We start from the raw sequence: 12,174 nt of genomic DNA on the forward strand, positions 1-12,174 counted from the left end.
TAGCAAAGCTATAGGATAGGTGTGTGGGAGGCCTTTTTCATGTTTTTCCTTCAATCTCATCTATCATAATGATGGTGAAAATAAAAAAGATTGTAGAAAAACATGAGTTTCTCTACAATCTGAAGCTCCCCAAAATGAGGGAGCTTATTTTTTTGCAGGTATTTCTTTAACGACAAGATATAAGAAAATAAAGTTAATCACCCAATTTAATAAAAATGAGTTCGCAACCGGCGTGTTTAATGCACTCATGATGGCGAAAAAGACGGTTGTTAATGTGAGTGAATAGGCAGAGAGCTTCCAAAGCATTTGAAAGGACAGCTCTTTTTGCTGCATTCGTTTAATAAATGTGCCAAGCATGGCTAGGAATGTTGCGCTGATGAACATGAGAGAAGCAGTAGATAGGTACAGCAGGACACAAATGACAGGGATAATGATCGCTTGATTCTGGTTTGTGACGCTGGCAAGTTCATCTTTTGTGAGTGTTCCGCCAAGCAGCTGGTATGGAATATCTGTCATTTGTCCGTCAATGGCAATCACTGCTTTTTCTTTCAATAACGCAATGGCTGTTTGTTTTGATTCAAGCTCACTTGATTTTATTTTTTCAGCGGGATCAAAGATAATCGTGATGCCATTTTCTTCTTTTTCGATCGGCGTGCTTTGATCCGCTTGAAGCGTTCCTTTTTCAATGGAAAAGTCGGGTAAATCTTTTTTAATCACATGTTGAAATCCTGACATCGCATTTGAAATCTCTTGGCTCATATGATAGCCCTGGGGGACAGCTGCGATGATCGAAAGGATAAAGATGAATAAAATGGCCTTTCCAATCCCAGTAAAACGTGCTCTGGCAATATCTTTTGGTGAATAAATTCCTTTTAACAATAAACTAAATACGTTCAACCGATTCACTTCCTACATTCTTTTCTATTTCTCACATTGTATCAATGTCTATCCATCCAGTACAAGTACGGCCTTCATTACTGGTTAAGATAGAAGGAATGAGGCATAATGTATACAGCATATAAAAAGGAGGCGGCAGCGGATTGGACGTGCTGTATTGGATTTTGATCGGCTGTGCATTTATCATTGCGTTTGTGGGACTTGTCTATCCAATCATTCCTAGTGTGGTTTTCATGGTTCTTGGGTTTATTTTATATGGGCTCTTTTTTAGCTTTGAGAAATTGACGCTCACCTTTTGGCTCATTCAAGCCATGTTTACAGCTGTGTTATTTGCCGCAGATTATGTCTCCAATCTGATTGGGGTGAAACGCTTTGGCGGCAGCCGGGCGGCCATTTGGGGAAGTACCATTGGGCTTTTAGCCGGTCCTTTTGTGATTCCGATTGCTGGAATTATCATTGGTCCATTTATCGGCAGTGTCATCGCAGAGCTGCTCGTTCATCAAAAAGATCTGAAGACAAGTGTGAAAGTTGGGCTTGGCTCATTAATTGGTTTTGTGTCAGGCGTATTTGCAAAAGGGTTGATTCAAGCACTGATGCTGGGAATCTTTTTGTTTTATGTGCTTCGCTAAATGGAAAATCGGTGTTTAACACTCTTTCTGAAGGGTTAAATACAAAATAAACACTGAAATGTTTCAGATCATGAGCAATAACGTTGAAACAAGCCGTTTCTTTTGATACTCTTTGATTAGGGTGAATTGCTTGCTTACTAAGGAAGCATTTCAGTACATACATTTCTAAGGAGGAATTTAACCATGGCTTTTAAACTTCCAGAATTACCATATGCTTACGATGCATTAGAACCACATATCGACAAGGAAACAATGACGATTCACCACACAAAACACCATAACACTTATGTAACAAACTTAAACAAAGCAATCGAAGGTGTATCAGCTCTTGAAGATCAATCAATTGAAGAGCTAGTGGCTAACTTGAACTCTGTGCCTGAAAACATTCGTACAGCTGTACGTAACAATGGCGGAGGACATGCGAACCACTCATTATTCTGGACGCTTCTTTCACCAAACGGTGGCGGCGCACCAACTGGTGAACTTGCAGATGCGATCGAAAAAGAATTAGGCGGATTTGAAAAATTCAAATCTGATTTCGCTGCAGCAGCTGCAGGACGCTTTGGTTCTGGTTGGGCATGGCTTGTTGTGAACAATGGCAAACTTGAAATCACAAGCACACCAAACCAAGATTCTCCTTTAACAGAAGGAAAAACACCAATCCTAGGACTAGACGTTTGGGAGCATGCTTACTACCTAAACTACCAAAACCGTCGTCCTGATTACATTTCAGCATTCTGGAATGTTGTGAACTGGGATGAAGTGGCTCGCCTTTACAGCGAAGCTAAATAAATGATTTGATTTGAAAAGACCTGCTTCTCTCTGAGAGCGGGTCTTTTTATATTTTCCCTCCTTTTTTTACATATCTGCCTTTTGATGAGACAGACTATTGTGTAGAAAAGGAGAATGAATGATATGAGCAGATTAAAGAAAATGTTCGGGGACATGGATGTCACAAGAGATTTATTGCTCCTCCTCACGATTGGCGGATTATACGCACTTGCGATTGCGCTTTCGAATACGTTTGTGAACGTGTATTTATGGAAACAGTCTGGGCGATTTACAGACCTTGCGATTTATAACTTGGCGATAGTTGTCCTTCAGCCCATTACCTTTTTATTTGCTGGTCGGCTCGCTAAAAAAATAGATCGTGCATTTGTCCTTCGTTTCGGTGTCATCTTCTTAGCCGCTTTTTACTTAATTGTTCTCATGGCAGGAGAGCAAGCGGCAGCTCGGCTCGTGTTATTAGGCAGTGTGCTTGGAATCGGCTATGGTTTTTACTGGCTTGCCTTTAACGTGCTCACTTTTGAGATCACTGAACCTGAAACAAGGGATTTCTTTAATGGATTTTTAGGAGTGCTTACCTCTACAGCCGGTATGATCGGGCCGCTCATTGCAGGAATTGTGATTTCTCAATTAACGGATGATACAGGCTATACAGTGATTTTCACTTTATCGCTTTTTTTGTTTTCACTAGCGGTGGTGATGAGTTTTTTCCTCAAGAGGAGACAATCAAAAGGAAAATTTATCATTAAGCAAATTTGGAAAGAGCGCCATGCGGACGAGAATTGGCGTAAGATCACAACTGCTCACTTTTTTCAGGGGCTCCGTGAAGGCGTGTTTGTCTTTTTAATCAGTGTCTTTGTGTTTATTGCAACAAACAGTGAGCTTGCTTTAGGCACATTTGGTCTAGTCAATTCAGGTGTTGCCTTTTTTGCCTATTTTTTTGCTACCCGTTTGATTAAGAAAAAATGGCGTAAAAAAGCGATTATGTTTGGCGGGCTTATTTTATACGGCGCTTTATTTTTAATCGTCTTTCACTTGTCCTATGTATCACTGCTTATGTACGCTGTAGCCATTGCGATCGGCTACCCGCTTCTGCTTGTTCCGTATGTCTCTTTAACTTACGATGTCATCGGTCATGCCAGATATGCAAGGAAAGCCCGAATTGAATATATTGTCGTCAGAGAACTATTTTTAAATGCCGGGCGTATTTGTTCGATTGTCTTTTTTCTTTTATCTGTCACCTTACTGGGCGATCGGCTTGGGATTCCTGCTTCACTTGTCGTACTCGGAGCGGGGCACACCCTTATTTATTATTTTGTAAAGGACATTCATTTAAAAGAGAAAACAGCTGATATAGAAGAGGCTGACGGTCAAAAGCCTGTTTCTCAAACGAACCTTATGAAGGGAGAAAGGTAAAATTTCTTACCAATGGAACATCAAATTTCTAGATAAATGATAGAAAAACCGCTAAAATGATGATGGCACCTTTTATACACAAAAAGGGGTGCCATTTCTTTCTTGATAGAAAAGGTGATGTGATGAGAAACAAGAAAAACAAAAAAGACGCGAAGGAAGGGCGCAAAACACTTCCGATCCGGCTGAATTTATTATTTTTAGCTGCGTTTATTATTTTTACCGGTGTTGTGGTCAGACTCGGTTTTGTGCAGATTGTGAATGGAGAAGATTATAAAAAGCAGGCAGAAAAACAAGAAGACGTAAATGTCAGCTCATCTGCTCCGCGCGGAAAAATTTATGATCGAAACTATAACACGATTGTCAGCAATAAAGCGCTAAATGCCATTACATATACGAGAACCTCGACGACTTCACAAGAAGAGCGGCTCAAAGTGGCAACAAAATTAGCAGATATGATTCATGTAAGTACGAAGAAAATCACAGATCGTGATAAAAAAGATTTCTGGATCTTAACCCATCCGAATGAAGCGAAAAAGCTTGTTCAAAAAGAAGCCGATTTAAAGGGTGACGATAAGGTCTCTGATGATAAACTATACGAGCTCCAGTTGAAACGCATCACAGACAAGGAATTAAATCAACTGACGAAAAAAGATTTGCAAGTGCTTGCGATTAAAAGACAAATGGATGCAGGCTATGCACTTACGCCTCAATTCATTAAAAATGAAGATGTAAAACCAAGTGAAATTGCTTACGTCTCTGAGCATTTGGACGAGCTGCCAGGTGTAGATGTCACAACAGACTGGTCACGCAGCTATCCTTATAAAGGACTGCTCCGCAGTATGCTCGGCAGTGTGTCTTCAAGTGATGAAGGTCTTCCGTCGTCACTGCTTGAACATTATCTATCACTCGGCTACAGCCGAAATGATCGTGTAGGAAAAAGTTATCTTGAATATCAATATGAAGATGTCCTGCAAGGTCAAAAAGAAAAAGAACAAAGTACAACGGATAAAGAAGGCAATGTCACAAGCTCTAAAGTGTTAACAGAAGGAAAGAGCGGGAAAGACCTTGTGCTGACGATTGATATTCAGCTGCAAAAAGCGGTAGAAAAAATCATCGAAAAGAACTTGAAAAGTGCGAAGCAAAGAGGCGGCACAGAACTTCTTGATCGTGCGTTTGTTGTCATGATGGACCCGAGAAATGGGGAAGTGCTCTCGATTGCGGGTAAACAGATTACCAATAAGAATGGGACATACAAATTTGATGACTATGCACTAGGAACGATGACATCATCATATGCGATGGGATCAGCAGTAAAAGGGGCAACTGTGCTGACAGGTTATAAAACAGGCGTCCTTCATATTGGAAGCACCCAATACGATGAACCGCTCTATATCGCTCAGTCACCGCCGAAAAAATCCTATCAAAATATGGGACTCATTAATGATTTAACCGCACTAGAACGTTCATCAAACGTGTATATGTTTAAAACAGCGATTGCAATTGGGAAAGGGGAATATCGTAAGAATCAGCCGCTCCCAATTGATACAAAGGCGTTTGATACGTTCCGTTACAATTTTAGTAAATTTGGTCTTGGAGTGGAGACAGGTATTGACCTGCCAAACGAAGCAACTGGCTATCGTGGAACATCTACACAATCTGGTCTTTTACTTGACTATGCGATTGGACAATATGACACGTTTACACCGCTACAAATGGCGCAATACGTTTCAACGATTGCCAATGGCGGCTATCGTTTACGTCCTCAGCTCGTAAAAGAAGTGAGAGAGCCAGATCCGCAAAGAGGCATTGGGGCTGTAACAGAGTCCGTCAAGCCGGATGTACTGAATAAGCTCGATATGACAAGTGATGAGATCAAACGCGTACAGCAAGGATTCAAGCTTGTGATGCAGAACCCAAGAGGGACAGCATATTCGAACTTTGGCAACAAAAAATACAATCCAGCTGGCAAAACAGGGACCGCTCAATCATTCTATGACGGCCCGATTAAAAGTAAACGCGGCACACCAACGTATAACACAACACTTGTTGCGTATGCGCCTGCTGATAATCCAGAAGTAGCGATTTCAGTTGTCGTGCCTTGGGTGTATCAAGATTACAACCAGCGCTATCCGATTACAAATGATATTGGTGAACAAGTATTAGACAAGTACTTTGAACTGAAATCAAAACAGGAAAGCAATGATACACAAGCGAAGAACAAAAACAAAATTGAAAATGAAGCAGAAACAAATAACTAGACCTTTTCTAGGTAAAAACGCTCACTTTTTGTGGGCGTTTTTTTATATTTTCTTCAAACTTTTCGATTTAAATTGACAAAAATCATAAAAAACCCCGCAATTTCTCTACAAATCTTCGACATTTACAAAACCTTAACATTCCATTTAAACGAAATTAATAAAGAACCTTTAATGTATTACTCGTAGGACAAATTATTCAGGGGGTATTCTTGAAATGAAAAAGAACAAATTATGGCTGCTTACTTTCCTTACTATCGCATTGTTAGCATTCGTCACAGCATGCGGAAACAGCAGCTCAAGCGGAGATTCAAAAGACAGTAAAGGAAATGCTTCAAACAAAGATGAGGCATCAGGTTCCATTACCATCTCAGGATCATCTGCGATGCAGCCTTTAGTTCTTGCGGCAGCAGAAAAATTCATGGATAAACATCCAAAAGCCGATATTCAAGTACAAGCCGGCGGTTCAGGAACAGGACTTTCTCAAGTATCAGAAGGATCTGTACAAATTGGGAACTCAGATGTATTCGCAGAAGAGAAAGACGGAATCGACGCAAAAGCTTTAAAAGACCACAAAGTAGCAGTTGTTGGAATGGCGGCAGCTGTTAACCCTGAAGTTGGTGTCAAAGACATCACAAAGGACGAATTGAAAAAAATCTTCACTGGTAAAATCAAAAACTGGAAAGAGCTTGGCGGGAAAGACCAAAAAATCACACTTGTGAACAGACCAGACTCATCAGGAACTCGTGCAACATTTGTGAAATATGCACTTGACGGCGCGACACCTGCAGAAGGAATCACAGAGGATTCTTCAAACACGGTGAAAAAGTTGATTGCAGAAACACCAAGTGCGATTGGGTACCTAGCATTCTCTTATTTAACAGATGACAAAATTACACCGCTTAGCATTGATGGTGTGAAACCAGAAGAAAGCAATGTAGAAAGCGGTAAATATACAATTTGGGCATATGAGCACTCTTATACAAAAGGTGAGCCAGAAGGTTTAGCAAAACAATTTTTAGATTACTTGATGAGTGACGAAGTACAAAAAGAAATCGTTAAAGACCAAGGCTACATCTCAGTCTCTAATATGAAAGTAGAAAGAGACGCAACAGGCAAACAAACAGATAAGTAAAAGGTCTTGAATTGATGATGAAGGAAAAGTGGAGCTTTTCACTTTTCCTTTTATGACATTCATAGGAGTGTAGAAAAAGATGAAACAGATAGAACATACAGAAGCGAGCGATCGACTGATCAGCTCGAAAAAAAATAGGCAAATGGATGAAGTAAGAGGAAGTATTTTGGTGAAATTTTGCGCATTCTTAATGATTGCTGTATCAATTGCCATCACAATCTTCCTTGGCATTAAGGGTTTACAATCTTTCATCGTAAATGGTGTAAGCCCAATTGAGTTCTTAACCAGTATCAATTGGAACCCTACAGCGGAAAATCCGCAATACGGCGCATTTCCATTTATCTTTGGATCAATCGCTGTCACGCTTCTATCAGCACTCATAGCAGCACCGCTAGGCATCGCAGGAGCGATCTTCATGACAGAAATTGCACCTGCATGGGGACGGAAAATTCTCCAGCCAGTGATTGAACTGCTTGTAGGGATTCCATCCGTTGTTTACGGATTCATAGGTCTTACAGTATTGGTGCCGTTTATTGGACACTTTAAGTCAAGCGGTTCAGGGCACAGTGTTTTAGCAGGAACGATTGTCCTGTCTATTATGATTCTGCCAACTGTTACATCCATTGCAACTGACGCAATGGCTTCACTTCCAAAAAGTTTACGTGAGGGATCGTATGCATTAGGCGCAACAAGATGGCAAACGATCAGACGTGTTCTTGTACCGGCAGCGCTTCCGACATTAATGACAGCAGTCGTGCTTGGAATGGCAAGAGCATTTGGAGAAGCCCTTGCCGTTCAGATGGTCATTGGAAACACGCGTAATCTACCAGAAAGTATTATGGACACAGCTGGTACATTAACAACCATTATTACGTTAAACATGGGACATACAACGTATGGAAGTGTTGAAAACAATACACTTTGGTCAATGGGACTTGTCCTTCTAGTTGTATCATTTATGTTCATACTCATTATCAGATACTTGTCATCTAGGAGGAAGATTTAATGAATAGCAAAATGACCGATCGTTTTGCCACAATCGTTTTTGGATTATGTGCCGCCATTATCACGGCGATACTTGTTGGCTTGTTTTCTTATATCATCTTCAACGGTGCCAAAGAATTAAATTTTGACTTTTTGACTACCCGCTCAAGTGCGATTGGTTCTGGCGGCGGTATTAGGGATCAGCTGTTTAACTCGTTTTACATTCTATTTATTACGATGCTGTTTACCGTGCCTCTTGGCGTGGGCGGCGGGGTGTACATGGCAGAATATGCACCTCAAAACAAAGTGACTGATTTTATTCGTACATGTATTGAAGTGTTATCGTCTCTGCCATCGATCGTCATCGGTATGTTTGGTTTGCTGATGTTTGTTAATTTAACAGGCTGGGGCTATACGATTATCGGAGGAGCCCTTGCGCTGACAGTCTTTAATCTGCCAGTGATGGTCAGGGTGACAGAAGATGCACTTCGATCTGTACCGAAGGATCAAAAGGAAGCATCGCTTGCGCTCGGTGTGACAAAGTGGCATACAGTGAAGACGGTTCTGATCCCAGGTGCGATTCCATCCATTATAACTGGAGCGATTTTAGCATCGGGAAGAGTTTTCGGTGAGGCGGCTGCTCTTCTTTTCACAGCAGGTCTTTCAACACCGCGTCTTGATTTTACAAACTGGAGTCCTTTCTCCGATACGTCACCACTCAATATTTTTAGACCGGCAGAAACATTAGCCGTTCATATATGGAACGTCAATACACAGGGGATTATTCCAGATGCAGAGGCCATTGCAAATGGTGCATCAGCCGTACTTGTGCTCTCTGTATTAGTATTCAACTTAGCAGCTAGATGGCTTGGTTCATTTATTCATAAGAAGCTTACGTCAAAATAAATAGTGAGAGGTGTGAAGGGGATATGGTTCAAATGCTAGCAGAAAAAAAAGAGATTGCAGCAAAAAAGGCTCCACTTCAAGCGGAACAGATTCTACAGGTGCAGGATTTAAGTATTTATTATGGTGAAAAAAGAGCGGTCAATCAAATTTCATTCGAAATTGAAAAAAATGCAATTACTGCATTAATCGGCCCATCAGGGTGCGGAAAATCGACTTTTTTACGCAGCATTAACCGCATGAACGACCTAATTCCAGGTGCACGAAGTGAAGGGGCGATCATGTACGAAGGGTTAAATATTTTGGATGACCGTATTAATGTGGTGAATTTAAGAAGAGAAATCGGGATGGTCTTCCAAAAGCCAAATCCATTTCCTAAATCCATCTACAACAACATTACGCATGCGCTAAAATATGCGGGTGAAAAAAGGAAATCAGTGCTTGATGATGCGGTAGAAGAAAGTTTAACAAAGGCAGCGCTATGGGATGAGGTCAAAGATCGCTTGCACCGCTCTGCCTTATCATTATCAGGCGGCCAGCAGCAGCGCCTCTGTATTGCACGTACCCTTGCGATGAAACCTAGCGTGCTTTTATTAGATGAACCGGCTTCTGCCTTAGACCCGATCTCAAATGCAAAAATTGAAGAACTATTATCGGAATTAAAACATGATTATTCGATTGTCATTGTCACACACAATATGCAGCAAGCGTTACGTGTATCTGATCATACAGCCTTTTTCCTGAACGGTGATCTAGTGGAATACGATGCGACTGAACGTATCTTTACACGTCCTGCGCAGCAAAAAACAGAAGACTATATTAATGGTCGATTCGGATAAGGCGGGTGGATTTTGATGAATGCAGTAGCAACTGAAACAGCCAAAAAAGAAGTGTTTCGTGTGAATGATATGAACCTTTGGTACGGACAGCATCACGCACTGAAGCATATTGATTTAGACATTAAAGAGCATGAGGTCACAGCGATTATCGGTCCGTCCGGCTGCGGAAAGTCAACATTTATAAAGACTTTAAATCTCATGGTCAAAACAGTGCCAGGTGTGAAAATCACCGGGGATATGATGTATAACGGTGACAATATTTTAAAAGGCCGTGTCGATCTAGTGGAACTGCGTAAAAACGTTGGGATGGTCTTTCAAAAAGGAAACCCATTCCCTCAATCTATCTTTGATAATGTCGTCTACGGGCCAAGAATTCACGGGGTGAAGAGCAAGCAGCAATTGAAAGAAATCGCTGAAAAAGCGCTTCGTGATGTTGCCCTTTGGGATGAAGTGAAAGATCGATTAAGTGCGCCTGCATTAGGTCTTTCCGGCGGTCAGCAGCAGCGTCTTTGTATCGCAAGAGCCATTGCCACAAGCCCGGATATTCTATTAATGGATGAACCCACATCTGCGCTTGATCCTGTTTCAACATTAAAGATTGAAGAATTAATCATGAAACTGAAAGAGAAATATACGATTGCCATTGTGACGCATAATATGCAGCAAGCGGCAAGGGTATCAGACCGAACAGCGTTCTTTTTGATGGGCGAGCTTGTTGAGGTCAATGATACGAATGTGATGTTCTCAGAGCCAAATGATCAAAGAACAAATGATTATATATCAGGACGATTTGGATAATCAAAAACCCCCTGGAGGTCAATGCCGCCAGGGGGTTTTTTGATGTTATTTTGTTAAGGCTTTGACGATTTGTTTGAATGTCATACCTGTTTTTAAATTGAATTTGCCGGCACGAATTTCTTTATGGTAGCCTGCGTCTATCACATAATCATTAAAATCTTTAGACGAGTTGATGATTCCGTCCTTTTCAAGCATGTCTGAAACATCACTTGTGCTCATACCGTTTTTAATCACGAATTTAACCGTTTTGCCTTTTGGCTTGTCCGTTGTTTGTTTATCGTTCTGAGAATCGCCGTCTTCACTTGCTTTCAGCGCTTTTTCTTTATAATCAAGAAGTTGTTGATATGTTTCACGGCTGACGGAGACTTCTTTTTTAGAGTCTAAGTAATTTTTCACGTCAGTGTCTGTCACTTTCGCTGCGAGGGTTTCTTTTGTTGTAGAATCAGCTGCCGCTTCATCTTTTCCAGTAAGGAAAAAGACGATCGCCAGAACACCAGTTGCAAGAATCATACCTGCTGCAAACGTTTGGATGCTTTTTTTCGTCATACAAGCACCCTCTCGTTGTCTTTAATGATCATGTTCACATCTTCTACAGATACATGCTCAGCGCGCGCAATCGCCTCAGGAGACATGCCATTTTGATGCTTTGAAATGATTTGTCTTGCAATAGATGGATCAATTTCTGAATGCTTGCGGACAACGATGTTTGTTTCAAGCAATTCTTCTTCAAGAACCTTCATTTTCTTTTTCAGTTTATAGATTTCTTGCATTGCAGATAGTTGAAGTGTTTCAAGTTCCTGTTCGACTTCTTTAATCGGCTCTCTTTGAAAATATGAGAATGCGATCAGTACAATACTGACAACAAGCAATCCGATAATTGCAATTTCCATGTTTCATCACCTTTTATTCATATTTTAATGCTGAAAGCCAAAAAAGGCTCTCATGATTGTTTCAGACAGTTTTCGACCCTTCTTTTTTATACCATAAAAAAGCTAGTTTCAAAAGGAATTGCTGAAAAAATCACCTTTTTTTCATCATTTTTCTTTTTATAGGGAAACCAAGTATGAAAACCTTACCCGCTGTTAAAATAAAAGAAGACGGATCAGATGAAAAAAAGCTGTGGAACAAAGAGGGGGTTCTCATGTATACAGTACGACAAAGAACGTGTTTTTATAGGGGAGAAGGCGATTTTTCATCACATGACCAGACAATATGGATCAGGATGCGGGGGGAATGCATTGAAAAATGAAATTGGTGAAAAAACATTCTAGCATTCCTTAGCTAGAAGTGGTATTATAGTTAGGTCTGAATGTGAATTGATTTTAGTTTGGAGGGAAAAACATGCGCGTAAATATTACTCTAGCTTGCACTGAATGCGGTGAGCGTAACTATATTACTAAAAAGAATAAGCGAAACAATCCAGATCGCGTTGAATTCAAAAAGTATTGCTCACGTGATAAAAAACAAACTTTACATCGTGAAACAAAGTAAGCAGCAGGGAATTTTCCTGCTGTTTTTTTATGATGGGAGAT

13 protein-coding genes are annotated in these 12,174 nt (G+C 40.7%); 10 read left to right on the top strand and 3 right to left on the bottom strand.

Annotated elements, in window-relative coordinates:
* Positions 1-144 precede the first annotated feature (144 nt).
* Positions 145-897, bottom strand: a complete 753-nt coding sequence (locus EBQ12_RS14010) for a DUF1189 family protein (RefSeq protein ID WP_125590420.1) — start codon at positions 895-897, stop codon at positions 145-147.
* Positions 898-1,040: 143 nt separating this feature from the next.
* Between EBQ12_RS14010 and EBQ12_RS14015 the strand changes: the two genes are divergently transcribed.
* The 9 genes from EBQ12_RS14015 (at position 1,041) to pstB (EBQ12_RS14055) (ending at position 10,642) form a co-directional block, all read left to right on the top strand.
* Positions 1,041-1,526, top strand: a complete 486-nt coding sequence (locus EBQ12_RS14015; RefSeq protein ID WP_007501265.1) for a DUF456 domain-containing protein — start codon at positions 1,041-1,043, stop codon at positions 1,524-1,526.
* 183 nt (positions 1,527-1,709) lie between these two features.
* Positions 1,710-2,318, top strand: a complete 609-nt coding sequence (sodA, locus tag EBQ12_RS14020) for a superoxide dismutase SodA (RefSeq protein ID WP_007501264.1) — start codon at positions 1,710-1,712, stop codon at positions 2,316-2,318.
* 123 nt (positions 2,319-2,441) lie between these two features.
* Complete coding sequence (locus tag EBQ12_RS14025; protein WP_008342348.1) at positions 2,442-3,728, top strand: MFS transporter; 1,287 nt, start codon at positions 2,442-2,444, stop codon at positions 3,726-3,728.
* Positions 3,729-3,850: 122 nt separating this feature from the next.
* Positions 3,851-5,986, top strand: a complete 2,136-nt coding sequence (locus EBQ12_RS14030; RefSeq protein ID WP_017358000.1) for a peptidoglycan D,D-transpeptidase FtsI family protein — start codon at positions 3,851-3,853, stop codon at positions 5,984-5,986.
* 214 nt (positions 5,987-6,200) lie between these two features.
* The gene (locus EBQ12_RS14035; RefSeq protein WP_125590422.1) at positions 6,201-7,118 is read left to right on the top strand and encodes a phosphate ABC transporter substrate-binding protein; all 918 of its coding nucleotides are present in this window, start codon (positions 6,201-6,203) and stop codon (positions 7,116-7,118) included.
* 79 nt (positions 7,119-7,197) lie between these two features.
* On the top strand, positions 7,198-8,124 hold the full coding sequence (pstC, locus tag EBQ12_RS14040) for a phosphate ABC transporter permease subunit PstC (RefSeq protein WP_017357999.1): 927 nt from the start codon (positions 7,198-7,200) through the stop codon (positions 8,122-8,124).
* Complete coding sequence (gene pstA / locus EBQ12_RS14045; RefSeq protein WP_007501259.1) at positions 8,124-9,008, top strand: phosphate ABC transporter permease PstA; 885 nt, start codon at positions 8,124-8,126, stop codon at positions 9,006-9,008. The genes pstC and pstA overlap by 1 nt, the downstream gene beginning before the upstream one ends.
* Positions 9,009-9,031: 23 nt before the next feature.
* A complete protein-coding gene (gene pstB, locus EBQ12_RS14050; RefSeq protein WP_007501258.1) occupies positions 9,032-9,844 on the top strand; it encodes a phosphate ABC transporter ATP-binding protein PstB in 813 nt (270 codons plus the stop codon).
* 15 nt (positions 9,845-9,859) lie between these two features.
* The gene (gene pstB / locus EBQ12_RS14055; RefSeq protein WP_017367606.1) at positions 9,860-10,642 is read left to right on the top strand and encodes a phosphate ABC transporter ATP-binding protein PstB; all 783 of its coding nucleotides are present in this window, start codon (positions 9,860-9,862) and stop codon (positions 10,640-10,642) included.
* 45 nt (positions 10,643-10,687) lie between these two features.
* Here pstB (EBQ12_RS14055) and EBQ12_RS14060 read toward each other — a convergent pair whose 3' ends face one another.
* Together EBQ12_RS14060 and EBQ12_RS14065 are read right to left on the bottom strand one after the other, a co-directional pair.
* The gene (locus EBQ12_RS14060) at positions 10,688-11,188 is read right to left on the bottom strand and encodes an endolytic transglycosylase MltG (protein ID WP_007501254.1); all 501 of its coding nucleotides are present in this window, start codon (positions 11,186-11,188) and stop codon (positions 10,688-10,690) included.
* The gene (locus tag EBQ12_RS14065) at positions 11,185-11,532 is read right to left on the bottom strand and encodes a hypothetical protein (RefSeq protein WP_003217285.1); all 348 of its coding nucleotides are present in this window, start codon (positions 11,530-11,532) and stop codon (positions 11,185-11,187) included. Before EBQ12_RS14065 ends, EBQ12_RS14060 begins: the two co-directional genes overlap by 4 nt.
* Positions 11,533-11,983: 451 nt before the next feature.
* Here EBQ12_RS14065 and rpmG point away from each other — a divergent pair, with 451 nt between their 5' ends.
* Entirely contained in the window at positions 11,984-12,133 is a 150-nt protein-coding gene (gene rpmG, locus EBQ12_RS14075; protein WP_008360061.1) for a 50S ribosomal protein L33, read from the top strand.
* The last annotated feature ends 41 nt before the right edge of the window (positions 12,134-12,174 follow it).

This window comes from Bacillus sp. 2B09 (assembly GCF_003946835.1).
Lineage (GTDB): Bacteria > Bacillota > Bacilli > Bacillales > Bacillaceae > Bacillus > Bacillus altitudinis.

Coding starts and splice junctions, on each gene's coding strand:
- sodA (WP_007501264.1), top strand. CDS start 1,710: ATGGCTTTTAAACTTCCAGAATTACCATATGCTTACGATGCATTAGAA.
- EBQ12_RS14025 (WP_008342348.1), top strand. CDS start 2,442: ATGAGCAGATTAAAGAAAATGTTCGGGGACATGGATGTCACAAGAGAT.
- EBQ12_RS14030 (WP_017358000.1), top strand. CDS start 3,851: ATGAGAAACAAGAAAAACAAAAAAGACGCGAAGGAAGGGCGCAAAACA.
- EBQ12_RS14035 (WP_125590422.1), top strand. CDS start 6,201: ATGAAAAAGAACAAATTATGGCTGCTTACTTTCCTTACTATCGCATTG.
- pstC (WP_017357999.1), top strand. CDS start 7,198: ATGAAACAGATAGAACATACAGAAGCGAGCGATCGACTGATCAGCTCG.
- pstA (WP_007501259.1), top strand. CDS start 8,124: ATGAATAGCAAAATGACCGATCGTTTTGCCACAATCGTTTTTGGATTA.
- pstB (WP_007501258.1), top strand. CDS start 9,032: ATGGTTCAAATGCTAGCAGAAAAAAAAGAGATTGCAGCAAAAAAGGCT.
- pstB (WP_017367606.1), top strand. CDS start 9,860: ATGAATGCAGTAGCAACTGAAACAGCCAAAAAAGAAGTGTTTCGTGTG.
- EBQ12_RS14060 (WP_007501254.1), bottom strand. CDS start 11,188: ATGACGAAAAAAAGCATCCAAACGTTTGCAGCAGGTATGATTCTTGCA.
- EBQ12_RS14065 (WP_003217285.1), bottom strand. CDS start 11,532: ATGGAAATTGCAATTATCGGATTGCTTGTTGTCAGTATTGTACTGATC.
- rpmG (WP_008360061.1), top strand. CDS start 11,984: ATGCGCGTAAATATTACTCTAGCTTGCACTGAATGCGGTGAGCGTAAC.